General features: G+C 64.3%; 8 protein-coding genes. 3 read left to right on the forward strand and 5 right to left on the reverse strand.

What is annotated here, in order from left to right:
• Positions 1-8 precede the first annotated feature (8 nt).
• On the forward strand, positions 9-938 hold the full coding sequence (locus FOY53_RS08775) for a LysR family transcriptional regulator (RefSeq protein ID WP_146587848.1): 930 nt from the start codon (positions 9-11) through the stop codon (positions 936-938).
• Here the strand turns inward: FOY53_RS08775 and argE are convergent.
• The 3 genes from argE to FOY53_RS08790 all read right to left on the reverse strand — a co-directional run bounded on the left by argE (position 925) and on the right by FOY53_RS08790 (position 3,801).
• Entirely contained in the window at positions 925-2,091 is a 1,167-nt protein-coding gene (argE, locus tag FOY53_RS08780; protein WP_246107334.1) for an acetylornithine deacetylase, read from the reverse strand. The two genes, FOY53_RS08775 and argE, sit on opposite strands and share 14 nt — an antisense overlap.
• Positions 2,084-3,322, reverse strand: coding sequence for a flavin-containing monooxygenase (locus tag FOY53_RS08785; RefSeq protein WP_146587850.1), 1,239 nt, complete (start codon positions 3,320-3,322; stop codon positions 2,084-2,086). The genes argE and FOY53_RS08785 overlap by 8 nt, the downstream gene beginning before the upstream one ends.
• A 281-nt stretch (positions 3,323-3,603) precedes the next feature.
• Positions 3,604-3,801, reverse strand: a complete 198-nt coding sequence (locus FOY53_RS08790; RefSeq protein WP_146587852.1) for a hypothetical protein — start codon at positions 3,799-3,801, stop codon at positions 3,604-3,606.
• A gap of 172 nt (positions 3,802-3,973) precedes the next feature.
• On the opposite strand from FOY53_RS08790, the gene FOY53_RS08795 reads away from it, so the two are divergent.
• Positions 3,974-8,284: a Calx-beta domain-containing protein gene (locus tag FOY53_RS08795; protein ID WP_146587854.1), complete on the forward strand. Its 4,311-nt coding sequence runs from the start codon at positions 3,974-3,976 to the stop codon at positions 8,282-8,284.
• A 234-nt stretch (positions 8,285-8,518) separates the two neighbouring features.
• On the opposite strand, the gene ssb is transcribed toward FOY53_RS08795, so the two are convergent.
• Positions 8,519-9,040: a single-stranded DNA-binding protein gene (gene ssb / locus FOY53_RS08800; protein ID WP_146587856.1), complete on the reverse strand. Its 522-nt coding sequence runs from the start codon at positions 9,038-9,040 to the stop codon at positions 8,519-8,521.
• A 181-nt stretch (positions 9,041-9,221) separates the two neighbouring features.
• Positions 9,222-12,260, reverse strand: coding sequence for a serine hydrolase (locus tag FOY53_RS08805; protein ID WP_222435234.1), 3,039 nt, complete (start codon positions 12,258-12,260; stop codon positions 9,222-9,224).
• 211 nt (positions 12,261-12,471) lie between these two features.
• On the opposite strand from FOY53_RS08805, the gene FOY53_RS08810 reads away from it, so the two are divergent.
• Positions 12,472-16,338, forward strand: a complete 3,867-nt coding sequence (locus tag FOY53_RS08810; RefSeq protein WP_146587860.1) for an AMP-binding protein — start codon at positions 12,472-12,474, stop codon at positions 16,336-16,338.
• The last annotated feature ends 21 nt before the right edge of the window (positions 16,339-16,359 follow it).

Genomic DNA, 16,359 nt, shown 5'->3' on the forward strand with positions numbered 1-16,359 from the left:
GCAGTCTCATGGCTGTACGGTTTACATTTCGGCAATTGGAATACCTCGTCGCGGTGGGCGAGGTCGGTACGATTGCGCAGGCATCTCTGAAACTGAACGTCTCGTCTCCGTCCATTTCAACGGCGATCAATCAGCTTGAAGGGCAGTTCGGCATCCAGCTGTTCGTGCGCCACCATGCGCAGGGCCTGTCACTGACCCCGGGTGGACGCCGCGTTTTCAAGGAAGCGCAGCGCATTCTGGCAGATGCCGCGGCGTTGAGCGATATCGCCGACGATGTCGCCAAACGGCCCGGCGGCGCGATTTCGGTCGGGGCCCTGACCACAATCGCGCCTTTGCTGAGCGCAAAGTATCGCAAGTCATTCGAAGCGCACTATCCCAGCGCGCGTGTGTCCCTGTTCACCGGCGATCAAGTCGCGCTGTTCTCCAGGCTCGCCCGGGCGGAAATTGACGTGGCGATCACCTATGACATGGAGATTCCGCAGGATGTCCACTTTGAGGGGATGATCGCCTTGCGCCCGTTCGTGATGCTGCACCGGGATCATCCAAGGGCCCGGCAGAGTGAAGTGTCCCTGCGCGATATTGCGGGCGAGCCGCTGGTGCTGCTCGACCTGCCGCTGAGCCGAGACTATTTCCTGTCCACGTTCCGCAGGATCGGCCTGGTGCCCAACATCACCGATCGCACCAATGACCTGTCGGTGGCCCGCAGCCTTGTGGCAAATGGATTTGGCTACAGCCTGCTCAACATCGGCACGGATCTCGACCTTGCGCCTGACGGCCAACGATTGGCGATCCTGCCGATCAGCGAAGAGGTCGGATCCGTGACACTGGGACTTGCGACCAAACAGGTCGGGGTAAAATCAGCCATTGTTGCGGCATTTTTCGACCATGTCCGCGCAGAGATCTCGGCCCATGGGTTGCCGGCGACTAAAACCCGCTGACAAGACGCGCAAGCAAACCGTCAAGCATCGCGTCGCAGGCGTCGAGTTGTGAAACCTCGACATACTCGTCCGGCCTGTGCCCCTGATTCATCGACCCCGGACCGCAAACGACAGTGGGCACGCCAAGCTGCGAAGCAAACAACCCGCCCTCGGTGCCAAAGGCGACTTTGATGGTGTGATCGGTTCCGGTCAGGGACTGGATGATACCGACGGCAGTGCCGGATGTGTCCGTGGAAAGAGACGGATATGAATTGGCGATGTCGATGGTGATATCGGCGGCGGGAAACCGGGTCCTGATGTCAGCAAGATAGACGTCGCGATGCCTCTCCAACCTGGCCATGATCGCAATGGGATCGTCATTCGCCAGATTGCGAATCTCGAACATGAACTCTGCCGTGTCCGGCACGATATTGAGGACGGTTCCGCCACGGATCGTGCCGACATGAACGGTGCTGTACGGGATATCATACCCGGGGTCCTGCGCACCATTGCGGGCCAGATCGTCCTGTATCTCCCGCAGGTATCCAATCATGTCGCAGGCCATGTGAATGGCATTCAACGCGGTCGGAGCGAGCGCGGAATGCGCGGCCTGGCCGGTGGTGGTGACGCGGGCTGCCGTCTTGCCTTTGTGCCCGGTCGCGACCTGCATCGAGGTCGGCTCGCCCACGATGCAGAACTGCGGTCTGAAGGGGGCAGTCGCCAGCATGTCGATCAGGGATCTGACGCCGACGCAGCCGATTTCCTCATCGTAAGACAATGCCAGATGCAGCGGCGTCTGGAGGTCGATCCGGGCCGCTTTTAGGGCTGTCACCAAGGCGGAGGCGACAAACCCCTTCATGTCGCATGCGCCTCGGCCGAACAGCCGTCCGTTGCTTCTGGACATTTCGAACGGCGGCACGGTCCAGTTCTGCCCGGTAACGGGGACGACGTCCGTGTGTCCCGACAGCAATACGCCCGCGCGATCCCTCGGCCCCATGGTTGCGAACAGGTTCGCTTTCTTGCCTGTGTCGTCATGGATGATTGAAACCTCTGCGCCAGCCGTTTCAAGCAGCTCGGCACAGAACCGGATCAGGTCCAGATTGGAATCGGCGCTGACCGTCGGAAAGGCGATCAGCCTGGCGAGCATCGCTTCTGTGGTCCAGGTGTCAGGCACCGTGTCGGCCTGATTGCGCGATATGTGTGGCAAGGTTTTTCGCGTCGACCCAGACGCCCCAGATGAAAGCCGATCCGCGCATCGAGAGCCAGGGCAGCCCGAGGAAATAGACGCCCGGTTCCGACGACACGCCGTTTTCATGCTGTGGTTTGCCGACCGCGTCGAAGGCATCGACATCCAGCCAGCTGAAATCCTGGGTGAAACCCGTGGCCCAGATGATGGTCTTGATCCCTTTTGCTGCAAGGTCGAGTTCCAGGATCGGATCGCGCACACATGCGGGGTCGGGCCCGATATCGCGCGCGGTCGGGTCAAGCGGCAGGTCAATCCCTTCGCGGGCGACATAGGCGTCGGCCTCATCCAGCACCGACAGATAGTTCGCATCTCCCTGCGCGATGTTGCGGGCAAGGTCCGCGGCGAAGGTGAGTGTGCCGTCCCTATAGGCCTCGGTCATCCCGAGCAATGTGATGCCGTTGCCCGCAAACCGTCTGAAATCAACGGTTTGACCACCGTTTGCCCCGCTGACAGCGATCGTGACATGCTCGGCGCCCTCTGGCGGTGATGTCATCTGCCACTTTCCCAGAACGCCCAACCACCAAACAAAATCCTTGCCACGATACCGGCGCGGCGGGCGGTCATGGGCCCCCACGGACAGATAGACGTCGCGACCGCTGGCCCGCAACTCTTCGGCGATCTGGCTGCCCGAAGACCCGGCGCCCACCACCAGCACGCCGCCGTCGGGCAGGTCTTCGGGTCTGTGATATGCAGTGGAATGAATTTGGGTCAGACCCTCGTGTGCGGGTACGACAGGCGGGATTGCAGGGATTTGAAACGGGCCAGTGGCAGCGACGATGTTGCGGGCGTGGATCTGTCCGTCGGATGTCGCGACAATAAAGCCGCCCCCGTCGGCGGCCTTGGTCACCTTCGACACCTTTACTCCGCAACGGATCGGCACCTTCTTTTCCTCGGCGAATTCCTCGAGATAGGCGACGACGCTGTCTTTCGTCGGGAAATCATCCGGACCGCAATCGGCGAATTCCTTGCTGGGAAAACGATCATGCCACGCCGGACCGTTTGCGACCAATGAAGACCAACGTTCAACGCGCCAACGCTCGGCGATGCGGTTGCGCTCAAGAACCAGATGGTCGATTCCGTTGCTGGAGAGGTGCTCGCTCATCGCCAGCCCGGCCTGCCCACCGCCCACGACGAGGGTATTGATATATTCCGTCGGCATGAGACCCCTCCAACAATGGAAAACATGTATGTCACCCGAAATACCCAAGGGACAGCCCAGCGCAAACCATGAAAAAGCTAATCATGGGTTAGAGTATGCCAAGGGCCATTGGGTGTGGTGGCAACGACCCTGACACCTTTGTTCCTTGCGCAATCTGCTTTGGGATGAACGCTTTTTATACTTCTGATAACGTCGGTGCCGTCAAGCGCTTCCGCTTGTCTCCCGGCCCGGACCGGCCCGGAATGGTTAGCGGAAAGCCTCGGCGTCATTCGGTGCTGTTTTCAGCGGGCAGGGCAGCCGACCACGCGACATCGCGGCTTCAATTCGGTGCCGGAAACTGAGATGCCTTGACTGCCGACATAGGGAATACTGCGATTCCACGGCGCTATTGCGACCAGATTACCAAATGAATTCAATTGCCCGCGCTTCGTTTCCGGCAATTTGATCGGGATAAAGGCGTCGGGCAATTGATGGGACATGGCGGGGGCTTCCTACCCGCGCCCACCACCGGAATCGGCGAATCCTGCAGAGAAAGATTGCAACGTCCCCTGGCGCGGGAGCAAAAAGATATGCCTCTGACTTTACCTTGACCCGTTTGGTCCAGTGTGTAGCGTTTTGGGATAGGTAAGTTTGCATTTCTGGAGAAATTCAATGGTCAGCATTATTTCTGTGTCCCCGTCTTATGCGGACGAATCCGTTCAATTCGGGAATGGCGGATTTCTTGAATTCGATGTGACCCTGTCGGAAGCGTCGACAGATGTCATAACCGTCGAGTACAGGCTCTTTGGCGGAACAGCTGTCCTCGGCATCGACACGCCCACCCGCGTCGGCACCGTGACCTTTGCACCGGGCGAACTGAACCAGAGCGTCGACTTCCGCGTCACGAGCGACATCACGGCGGAACCGGACGAATCCGTGGTGATGGAATTCTTTCAGCCCACAGGCGATGCCGCCTTTGCGGGCGATTCCCAGACCCTGCGCGCCACCAGCTTTATCCTCGACGATGACAGCGTCGGCAACACGCGCTCGCTTTTTGTATCGTCCCCGGTCATCGTCGAAGGCGACAACGGCACCCGTCAGGCGGTGTTTGATGTCAGCATTTCCCAGGCATATTCCAGCACGACAACCTTTGCCTACAGAACGCAGGACGGCTCTGCGGTTGCAGGCCAGGATTACACGGCGCAATCCGGTGTGATCTCCTTTGCGCCGGGTCTTCTGAGTGTTCCGGTGTCCGTCGAGATCACCGGCGACACGGTCAGCGAGGCGAGCGAGTTCTTCCAGCTGGTCGTGGACACGGACAGCACGATTGCGGACGGCGGAGCCGGGTCGGTGGGGGAAGCCCGCATTCTGGACGACGACTCCGGGGGGGCGCTGCCGACCATTTCGTTCGAGGGCCACAATGCCCGGGAATCCGTCGCCTTTGGCAATGGTGGCGTCGCGACCTTTGTGGTCCGCCTGTCCGCGCCCTCGAGCGACACGGTCACGGTTGACTATCGCAGCCTTCCGGGCACCGCGACCAAGCATATGGATTATCCGGTCGTCAGCGGCACCGTGACCTTTGCCCCGGGCCAGACGCTTGCCGCCGTCGACATCGCGATGTTCAGCGACAGCGCGGCAGAACCGGACGAATCCTTCGTGATCGAACTGTTCGGTGCGGTGGGCGCGGGTTTTGCCGGCGATGCCCCGGTTCTGCGGGAAACGGCGTTCATCTATGACGATGACAGTGTCGGGCAGACACGGGGGCTGCACGTGTCGTCGCCGCTTGTCGTCGAAGGGGATTCCGGCACCCAGACCGCGCTTTTCGATGTCACCCTGTCGCGGCCATCCGATGTGCCATTGAGCTTTGAATATACCACCCTGGACGCCGGCGGCGCTGCGGGCAGCGATTATGTGGCGCAATCCGGCACACTGACCTTCGTGCCCGGCCAGACCCATGCCAGCGTTGCCGTCACCGTGAACGGCGACACTGATGTCGAACCGACGGAACTGGTACAGCTGGCCGTCACCCCGACGGCGAGCCTGGGCGACGGAGGCACCGGGGCCGTCGGGGAACTGACGATCCTTGACGACGATTCCAGCGCGACACTGCCGACCCTGTCGGTGGCCATGGGCAATGCGCCGGAAAGCATCCGGTTCGGCAACGGCGGCAACCTGCAACTGATCGTCACCCTGTCAGAGGCAGCGACCGACACGGTCACTGTCGGCTACCGCACCCGCCCGGAAACTGCCACGGCGATCACCGATTTCAACAGTGCCAGCGGAGTGCTGACCTTTGCCCCCGGACAGACCTCTCAGGCTTTGCTGCTGGGCACCGTGAGCGATTCCACCGACGAAGATGACGAGGCGTTTTCCGTCGAATTCTTCAACATCACCGGGGCGGTGTTCAACGGTGGTGCGCTGACCCTGTCGAGCAGTGGCTTTGTCATCGACGATGACGGGATCGGTCTGGACCGCGGTCTGCTGGTGTCCGATCCGGTCCTGATCGAAGGGGATGACGGCACCACGCTCGCCCGGTTCGAAGTGACCATTTCCCGTCCGCCAAGCGGGACCGCAATCAGTTTCGACTATGCCACGCAGGGGGGCAGCGCCCTGGCCGGGTCTGATTACACTGCCACGACCGGCACGGTGACATTTGTGCCGGGGCAGACACGGGCCTTTGTCGATGTGGCCGTCAATGGCGATACGGCTCTCGAAGTGTCCGAGTTTTTTCAGCTGGTGGTGACGCCGACGACCAGCATCGGCGATGGTGGCGCCGGCGCGGTCGGAGATGCGACGATCCTGGATGACGACGGTCGGGACGGCCTGCCGACCATTTCCGTCAGTGCCAGAAATGCCGACGAATCCGTTCAATTCGGCAATGGCGGTGTCGTTGAATGGGTGCTGACCCTGTCCGGACCCGCGCAGGACGAGGTCACTGTTGAGGTCCGCGTCGCGGATGCAACGGCTGTCGGCGGGACCGATTTCCCGGATTTCGAAGACACGGTCACCTTTGCTCCGGGCGAAACCTCGGCCACCGTATCGCTGCGGGTCACCAGCGACTCCCTTGACGAGGCGGACGAATCTCTGACGCTGGAACTGTTCGATCCGGTCGGCGCGGTGATCGCGGGCGGGGCGCCGCTTCTGCAATCGGCGGCCTTCATTCTGGACGATGACGGCGTCGGACTGAACCGGGCCATCCATGTCTCTGACGTCCAGGTGATCGAGGGGGAGGAGGGGCCGGTCACCGCCACCTTCATCGTGTCCCTGTCGCGGCCTTTTGACGTGATCACGACCGTCGGGTACGAAACGATCGACGTGACGGCGCGGGCCGGGGCCGATTATGTGGCCGCGACCGGTGCGATCACCTTTCATCCGGGCCAGACCCAGGCGGCGGTCAACGTGCAGGTCAACGCGGATGGTGCGGCCGAGACCAGCGAGAGTTTCCTGCTGTCGCTGACCACCCCGTTGCCCACGTCGATTTCCGGCAATGCGCAGGGCACATTGGGCACGGCGACAATTCTGCCGCCGCCGAACGCGCTGCCACAGGGGAATGTCGTCATCGCGGGCACTGCGGTCGAAGAACAAGTCTTGACCGCAGTGACCAGCAATATCACCGATGCAGACGGCATTCCGAACGGTTTCACCTATCAGTGGCTCGCCGATGATGTGGCGATCGCCGGTGCGACCGGCGCGGCGCTGACGCTGACACAGGGTCAGGTCGGAGCGCAGATTTCGGTGCGGGTGAGCTATGTCGATGGCGGCGGTCGGACAGAGGTGCTGACCAGCGCCGCCACCGGAGAGGTCGCAAACCAGAACGACGCGCCACAGGGAGCTTTGAGCGTAACCGGATCGCTCACCAACGGCAACACGCTGGTGGCGGATGCCTCGGGGGTGACGGATGAGGACGGGCTGGGGACCATCTCATTCCAGTGGCGTCTGGCGGGCACCGACATTCCGGGGGCGACGGCGGCCAGCTACACGAGCCGTGCGTCCGACATCGGCGCCGAACTCAGCGTCGTTGCCCGTTATACCGACGGGTTCGGCACGCTCGAGGCGGTCGATGCAGTGGTGGGCACGATCCGTGTGGCCCCGGCCACAAGCGGCGATGATTCCATCACCGGCGGCCCGCGAGATGACCGGGTCGAAGGTGGCGATGGCAACGACACGCTGAACGGCGCCGAAGGCGATGACGGCGTGCTGGGTGCCAGCGGCAACGATTCGCTCTTTGGTGGTGAGGGCGACGACAACATCGCCGCCGGTGATGGCAACGATTTTGTGGACGGCGGCCCCGGCAACGACTTCATCGGCGGGGGGCTGGGCAATGACACGCTCGAAGGTGGTCCCGGCAATGACACGCTCGGCGGAGGTGCCGGCGACGACCGCATCTTTGGCGGTGACGGCAACGATGTTGCCGCGGGTGGCGCCGGTGGCGATTTCCTTGACGGGGGTGCCGGAGACGACACCATCGGTGCCTCTTTCGGCGATGACACCATTCTCGGGCAGGGGGGAGATGATTCCCTTGGCGGCGGCACAGGCCGCGATTCCCTGGTCGGAGGAGAGGGAGCCGATGCGATCGGCGGCGGCGAGGGTGACGATACCATCGACGGCGGCAGTGGCGATGACTTCCTGGCTGGCGGCGGGCGCAATGACCTCATCACCGGTGGCGCGGGCGATGACCGCATCAACGGCGGAGCGGGGGATGATACCATGGACGGCGGCGTCGGCGCGGACCTGTTCATCTTCAACGATCTGACCGATGGTGAACTTGATCTTATCCTGAACTTCGAGGACGGGCTGGATCAGATCCGGATCTCCGGTGTGACCGGGCAGGGGTTGCAGGGGCGTCTGGACGCGCTGAACATCACCGATACGGTGATCTCTGGCGAAGCCGGGGTCACGATGGGCTTCAATGGCCACGTGATCGAGGTCACCGGGGTCAGCGCCGCGGAACTGACCATCGACGACTTTGTCTTCATTGGCTGAAAAGGCTGGCGCTGTTTCCGGACAGGGGGCGCGCGATGACGTGTGACGCAAAGCGGGCCAGCCGTCGGTCGCGTTCCCTGCAGTCGCACCATCACGCCGGGCAGGTGGGTCAGGTGGGTATTGAACCGCAGGCAGCCACAGGCGCGTCCATGTTCAAGGCATCAGAATGAGGAAGCCGACGCGAGCAACGCGGCCGCTTCCTCACTTAATCAATCTTCCTGACAGGAGGATGCGTCAGAACGGGATCTCGTCGTCGATGTCGCGCGAGGGCGCGCGCGCGGGTCCGCTGCCGCCACCGGAGTATCCACCGCCGCCGCCGCCACCGCCGCGGCTGTCTTCGTAGCCGCCGCCGGAACCACCGGAATAGCCGCCGCCAAAGTCGCCGCCACCACCAGAGCCGCCACCCCGGGAATCGAGCAGCGTCAGTTCACTGCGGAACGGGCGCAGCACGACTTCGGTCGAATAGCGATCCTGACCGGACTGATCCTGCCATTTGCGGGTCTCAAGCTGTCCCTCGATATACACCTTCGAGCCCTTTTTCAGATACTGCTCGGCGATCTTGGCAAGCGGTTCCGAAAAGATGGCAACGGTGTGCCACTCGGTCCTTTCCCGCCGCTCGCCGGTGTTGCGGTCCTTCCAGTTTTCAGACGTGGCGATACGCAGGTTGCACACCTTGCCACCATTCTGAAAGGTACGCACCTCGGGGTCAGCACCCAGATTGCCGATCAGGATGACCTTGTTCACGGAGCCGGCCATGAAAACCTCTTTTGTTGTTCGCGATATCTCGAATCTGCGCCAGGCGCGTCCGCTGGACCTTACACCACGCGGTGCAGGATGAACAATCGCGGTTAACCCAAAGTGAACAGCGCCAGGCTGCCCGCCCTCTGCTGCTCGGGGTGGCGGGGGTGATCGCGGCCCCGGCGCGAGGTGTCTCCACTCAGAAGTCCAGGCCCAGACTGACATCAAACCGCAGGGTTGTTGCCAGATCGCCGCCGCTGCCGGTGATTCCCGCGCTCCAGACCGCACCCGAGCCTGCGGTATACGACGCCCCGGCGCCGACACGCAGTTCCAGCCCGTCGGCAGAGCGGGATTTCAGCGAACCCCGGACGCCCGGGGCCGAGTAGCGGATGTCAGAGCTGTCGGTGTCGACGTGGTAGAACAGATCGGCGCTGACCCAGGGCGACAGCGTCATGTCACGCGGCTGCCGTTCTGCCGAGACACCAGCGCCCAGCCGCGCGCGTCCATAGCTGCGCTCGTCAAAACTCATCGCCACGCCGGTGGCGGCGGTTTCGCGGAACGCGTCTTCGCTGACATGAAAATAGGCCAGGCTGGAACGCCAGCCGGGCCGCCAGTCGCCGCGATCGAAACTCTGACCAACACCGAGGATCGCGCCGAGGCGCCGCTGACCGGTGCTGCCCCTGGCGCTGTCCGCCCCTGTCCGGCGGCTGTAATCCACATCCCCCGTGCCGTAGAACACCGAGGCCGAGATATCGAGCGCACCGACCCCGAAGCCGAAGCTGAGGCCGACAGACAGCGTGTCGGTCTCCTGCGTCCCGCCGCCGTGATCCAGGCTTGCACTGCTCCGGGTCTGAGCGAGGCTGAGGCTGTAATAGCCGCCCGCGCCCAGCGGAGCGGCAATGCCGGCGATCAAGCCGCCGGACCCGATGTCAAATCCGGCAACACCGTCCTGCTTGTCATGCGAGGCAAAACCGCCAAGCCCGCGGGCAAATCCCGCGGGACGGGACGGGGCGGTGCGTGCCATGGCCTGCGACTGTGCCAGAGCCTGGTCCAGCACGATCAGCCCGTCACCATAGCTGCCCGCCGCCACGGCATCGAAGGCCGCCGGACTGGTGCTGGTCAGCAGGACGCTGTTGGCGGTGTAGATCAGATCGTGCCGCAGGCGGCCCGCACCGGGCGTGAGCAGACCGGCATCGTCCTCGACCTGGGCGAAGGTGCCGGTCAGACCGTGCACAGCCGTCAGGATCGGCGTCTGGATGTTGCCGCTGAGGGGGGTGCCGCTCAGGCGCAGAGTGCTGTTGCCGAGCACCGCGACACCGGTGTCGGCGACGGCAAAGCCTTCGGAGGTCTGTTCGTCGACCAGCAGGATATCTGCCGCGTTGGCTGATCCGAACACCGTGATGTCGAGGGTGCCGCCGGTCGGTTCATACCGCGAGACGGTCATCGACGAGGCTGCGGTGGCGTCCGGGTCGCCGGGGATCACCGTGCCCGCGCCGGCCACCCGCCCCTTGACCATGCCGGTTCCCGCCAGCACGGCGGCGCTGCCGAGCGTCACGTCCCCCATCACCGCGCCGTCGATCCGCAGGGCGTCACTGCCGCCGGTGGCCAGGATGTCGCCGACGACCGTGCCGGCCGCGCTGATGTTTATCCTGTCGTTTGACCCTGCGCCGGCGTCGATCGCCACGGCATCTGCGCCGGTGGCCTCGATCGTGCCCGCGACGTCGACGGTATTGGCGCTGCCGCCCAGCTGCAAGAGCGTCAGGCCGTTGCCGTAGCCTTCGAGGATGCCGTCCCGTTCCACGGTGACCGCCGTGTCCGTCGCCACGATCCCGGTACCGGCATTGCCGTAAAAGACATAGGTCGGCACCGCGGCGTCGAAATCCACGGCCGGGGCGGTCCAGCGCTGACCGGAGGGCTGGATGGTAAAGCTGTTGCCCACAACCATGGTCGCGTCTGCAACCGTGGTGCCGGTGCAGGTGGTGCCCGCAGCGCCGGAACTACAGCCATCGGGATTGGCCTGATGGGCGTTGTACAGCGCCACGGTCTTTTGCAGGTCGAAATATATGCTGTTGATATCCGACGGCAGCAGGCGGCGCTCTGCCGGGATGTTCAGGAAGGTGTTGATGTCGCCGACAATGAACAGATCGTCCAGCGTGGTGGCCGCCTCGCCGGGGTAATGGAACATCAGGGTCTGATAGCCACTGAGTTCGCCACCGTGGCCCAGCATGAAGGCCCCGGTCTCCAGGCTGTGTTCGCCATAGATCCCAAGGCCATAGCCGCCCTCGACCGTGCCGACCATACCGTTCATGTCCGTCGTGTTCCGCAGCCGCTCGGCAAAGGTCGCCGGATCCAGCGTGCCCTGCGCGTTGGTGGTCAGTTCGACCAGCCAGCTCAGCTGGTCGGTGATGTCCGAGATCATCGCACCGGCAGAGTTGGGCACGGACGGCGTGGTTTCGGTGAAATCGGTGAGCGTGCCGTAGTAGTCCCAGGTGCCGTCGGTGTGCTGGTCGCTGCCCCATTCGGTGCCGACCGGATACAGCGTGTTGCCGAGGTTCAGTGGCGTGATCACCTGATCGGTGATCAGTTCGCCGATGTTGCGGCAGTTCCCGGCCTGACAACTGGCCGCCTCGGCGATGATGCCCGCCAGCATGAAATTGGCGTTGGAATAGGAAAAGGTGCTCTGATCGCCCGGTGTCATGGTCGCGGGCAGGGCAAGGCTCGCGCTCAGCAACTCTTGTCGGCTGAGGTCATAGTTGCCGTTTCTGGCGTTCCAGACATCCAGGACTGTCTGGCCGGGATGGTTCGGGTCCGGTCCCCCCAGATACTCGGCGATTCCGGTGCGCATCGACAGCAGGTCGCGCACGGTCACGGTCTCGCGCAGACTCTGGGGCATGACGCTCAGGGCCGCGGTTGCGGCGGGCTGGATGTCGTACCAGTGCTGCAGCGTGTCGCTCAGACTGACCGTGCCGTTGTCGACAAACTGCAGCACCACGGTGCCGGTATAGGTCTTGGTCTGACTGCCGATATGAAAGCGGTCTTCTACAATCAGCGGGCGACCGGCCTGTGAGCCGGATGCAGGCCCGGTAACCCCTGTCGCGCCGCTCCACCGGGTGCCGTCACCGAATTGAATCGCTGCCGTCGACCCATAAAATCCATAGGTGGCGACAGTCGATTCGTGGGTTATGTCCAGCAGCTCGGTCAGTGTCGGAAAGTTTTGTGCTGACGCATGGTAAGGCAATAAAAACAAACAAAGTGTCAGGGCAGATCGTTGTCGGCTGGTGGCAGGCATAAAACCAATTTCTCCAAAAGATCTTGTTGTTTTGTAACATAATTTTGGGGGCCCACCAAGTTCGGTGTTTACCGGTTTTTCAAATTGCCCTAGCTTCGATCTGCCAGATTGTGGAATCGGCCCAGCTTTTTTTCGGGCCAAAAATATTGGAGTGGGCACCGTGTCGGACAAGTTGCAGTCGCTGCATCCCATGACCGGCCTGCAGGAATCTCTCTTCGCGTTCGAGACGGAAACCGCACATGGCGATGGCGCCTCTGCCTACGTCGAACAATTCAGCTGCAAGCTGAATGGCCTCGTCGATCGTGAGGCGTTGTCGGCCGCCTGGAAAGATCTTTCGGACCGCCATGCCGCACTGCGAACCGCCTTTGTGCGCAGTCGGGAAGGCAGGGCGGTCCAGGCTGTCCTGACGGCGCGCCCGCCGTCTGTCCGCAGTGTCGGAACGGGCGGTGAAGCGTCGGTTCCGGAGCTGGCCCTGTCAGAACGCGGCGTCCGTTTCGACCTCGCCCGCGATCCGCTGCTGAGAGTGGTGCTGGTGCCGGAGGCCAACGGGTCTTGCGCCATGATCGTCACCTTTCACCACCTCATTCTGGATGCCTGGTCGGCGCCGACGCTGATCAGCGATCTGATGGCGCTCTATGCACGGCGCCTGGGCCGTGGGCCTGTGCTGGCCCCGGCGGCTGGCACCACAACCGGCACACTGGCCGACAGCCAGACGGCGCGGCGCGGCGCGGCGGCCAGGGCGTACTGGGCTGCGCGTCTGCACGGGTCACGGGTCGCCGCACTGCCGGTGCTGGACACTGCCTTGCCACCCGGACAGAAGGCCGCCGTTGTCCGGCGTCTGCCAGGGCATCTGGATGCCGGGATACGGGCGTTCGCCGCCCGCCAGTCCGTGTCGCCCAGCGCCGTTCTGCATGCGGCGTGGGGCGTGGTTCTGGCGCGGCTGTCCGACCAGACTGACGTTGTCTTTGCCTCGGTGATGGCGAACCGAAGCCACGACCTGCCGGACATTGACCGTGCGGTCGGACTGTTCGCGGCCACCCTGCCGGTGCGGGTGACACTGTCGCAGGGTCAGAGCTTTGCCACCCTGTGCCGGGACATGCAGGCACAGTTGCGTGACGCCCCGCTGTGGTCGGCCCTGCCGCTGGCCGACATCCTCGCCGCGGCGGGTCTGCGGGCGGACCGGATGGACCACACGATGATCGGCAGACCCGCCGGGCTGGCCTGGGGGGAGTCCGACAGCCTCGACTTTCCTGCGGCCGGGCTGAGCCTGAACAGCTACAGCGCACACAGCTGGGATCACTATGATTTCCAGATCGGGTTCTCGCTTGGCGAGGCGCCCTATCTCGAAGCGCGCCATGACCTGAACCGCGTGCCGGCCGGACAGGTCGACATGCTGCTGACCCTGACGCTTGACCTGCTGGACCGCTTGCTGGCGCGGGCGGCGGATGCGGTGACGTCGGTTCCGCTCTGCGGCCCGGGCATGCCCTCGGCCAGACTCTGCGGTGGCGGCGACACGGCACAGGGCGCGACCCTGTGCGAGGCCGCGCTCGCCGGCGATCCTGCCTTGGATGCCGTCGGCGACATGGTCCGCACCCTGGACAGGGCGACCCTGACGGCACGGGTGGCGCAAACGGCGGCGGCACTTGCCGAAGGGGGTGTTGCCCCGGGTGATCGGGTCGCGGTCGCGGCGGTACAGGACGCGGAATTTACCGTTCGGGCGCTGGCCTGCTGGCGTATGGGCGCGGCATTCGTTCCGGTCAACCCAGCCTGGCCAGAGGAACGCCAGCAGCAGATCCTCGACACCGCCCGGCCAAAGCTGGCGCTGGGCCTGCCGGGCATGGAACTGCCACACCTCAGGGCGGCGGAGGCCGTTGCGCCGGACAGCGCGGGGCTGGCCTATTGCATCTACACCTCAGGCTCGACCGGCGTACCCAAAGGTGTCGCGGTGCCGCACAGGGCGCTTGCCAGTTACTGCCAGAGCGTTGCAGAGACTTTCGGGTTCAGTGCCCGGGACAGGGCGCTGCAGGTGACATCGCCGGCCTTTGATCTGGGCTATACCACCGCCTTCGGTGTGCTGGCGGTCGGCGGGGCCGTGTACTGGCTGGGCGCCGAAGCCGCCGTCGATCCGGACCAGGCGCTGCGGGTGATGGCAACGCGCCGCATCACCGTTGTCAAGGCCACGCCGACCTATCTGCACCTGCTGCTGAGCACGCCCGACCCGGCGCGGTTTGCGGCGCTGACGCGGTGGCGCCTGCTGATCCTTGGCGGAGAGAGCCCGGATGCGGACCAGATCGACCACCTGTCGAGGCTGTGCCCCTGGCTGCATCTGGCCTGCCACTATGGACCGACCGAGACAACTGTCGGCTGCGCGATGACCGCACCGCGCCCGATACGCGACTGGACAGCGGACCGGACCACCATCATCGGGACACCGGTGCGGGGCACCGAAATCCGTATCGTCGACCGCCATGGCGACACCTTGCCGCGCGGGGTGCGGGGGGAAATCGCGGTGGGCGGCACCGCCCTTGCGCGCGGTTACCTGCCGCCCGCGCAGCCGGACGGGTTCACCCGGATCGGCGGGCAGCGGTTTTACCGCACCGGGGATCTGGGCAGCCTTGGCACCGACGGAATGCTGCGCTTTGCCGGGCGGCGGGACGGGATCGGCAAGATCCGCGGCCACCGGGTCGACCCCGAGGAAACCCGACTGGCGTTGCTGCGCGACGGATCGGTTGCAGAGGCGGCAGTGGCGGTGCAAGGCGCGGGACCGAAAGCACAACTGGTGGCCTTTGTCAGGACCTCTGATGGCCTGCGCGATCCTGCCCGGCTGCGGGCGGCGGTTGCGCGGCGACTGCCCTCTGCGCAGGTCCCGCAGCGGTTTGTCTTTCTGTCGCGGCTGCTGATGACCGAGAACGGCAAGACCGACACCGCCGCGATGCTGGCGGCATTGGGCGCAGAGCCCAGGCGGACCGGACCGGGATCGCCGCCCCGAACCGCGACCGAGCGGCATCTTGCCCGGATCTGGACCGAGGTCCTGGGGCTCGACAGCGTCGCGCGGGACGATGATTTCTTTCTCCTGGGTGGGCATTCCCTGCGCGCCATCGAAGTGTCGGGCGCACTGGAGCGTGAGGGCGGTCTGCGCCTGCCGCTGCGCTGGTTCACCGACGCGCCGGTGCTTTGTGACCTTGCCGCGCGGATCGACGCGGCGCAGGCAGGCGGTGCAGCCCGGCCGGTGGTGCCGGTCTCGGCGATCATGCGGCTTTACGGCACCGACGATGCAGCAGGGATGCTGTGTTTTCCCGGACCGATGGGCAATTCCGGCATCTACCGCGAATGGCTGGAGACGCTCGCGCCCGGCTGTGCCGTCGATGGCGTCGATGACCTGCCGGAACTGGATGCGGCCGCGGATGTTCCCGCCATGGTGCGCTGGATCCTGGAACAGGCCCCTGACGGCGGGCGCGGATACCGGGTGTTGCTGGGCTGGTCATTCGGGGCCGACCTGGCCTACGAGGCGGCGGCGCAACTGGGCGCGCTGGGCATCGCGCCGTTGCTTGTTATGCTCGACCGGCTGCCAGGCGAGCCGCAGTTCGGTCCGGCGCTTGGGGACAGTCCGCTTGAGACGCGGCGCTACTGGTCGCAGGTACTGGGCGTTCTCAGCAGCGCGCTGCCGGAATCCGACGTGGCCCGTTACAAAGCCCAGTTTGCGCAGCGCGCGGCGCGGCAGCGTGCTTACGAACCGCCCACACCCTCAGCGGCGCGGATTGCCTGCGTCCTGTCCGCCGCCGATGGCACGGTCGCGCCGGGCAGGATCGACCACCTGGCGACGCTGAGCGGACAAAGAGCCTGCATTTCCGCAAAGGGCGCGGATCATTTCAACCTGTTCCACCCACCCCACGTGGCGCGGTGGAGCGTTGCGCTGCGCAGGCTGATTACCGAACGGCTGACGGGTGCGCAGGCGGAACCGGACGAACCGGCGCATCCACCACCCGCCGCCAGACAGACATTTGCGATTAACGAGGTAGAAGTTTGAACAACAGCAGCACCTTCGATC

The sequence above is a fragment of the Puniceibacterium confluentis genome (assembly GCF_007923445.1).
GTDB lineage: Bacteria > Pseudomonadota > Alphaproteobacteria > Rhodobacterales > Rhodobacteraceae > Puniceibacterium > Puniceibacterium confluentis.

Coding starts and splice junctions, on each gene's coding strand:
- FOY53_RS08775 (WP_146587848.1), top strand. CDS start 9: ATGGCTGTACGGTTTACATTTCGGCAATTGGAATACCTCGTCGCGGTG.
- FOY53_RS08795 (WP_146587854.1), top strand. CDS start 3,974: ATGGTCAGCATTATTTCTGTGTCCCCGTCTTATGCGGACGAATCCGTT.
- FOY53_RS08790 (WP_146587852.1), bottom strand. CDS start 3,801: ATGTCCCATCAATTGCCCGACGCCTTTATCCCGATCAAATTGCCGGAA.
- ssb (WP_146587856.1), bottom strand. CDS start 9,040: ATGGCCGGCTCCGTGAACAAGGTCATCCTGATCGGCAATCTGGGTGCT.
- FOY53_RS08785 (WP_146587850.1), bottom strand. CDS start 3,322: ATGCCGACGGAATATATCAATACCCTCGTCGTGGGCGGTGGGCAGGCC.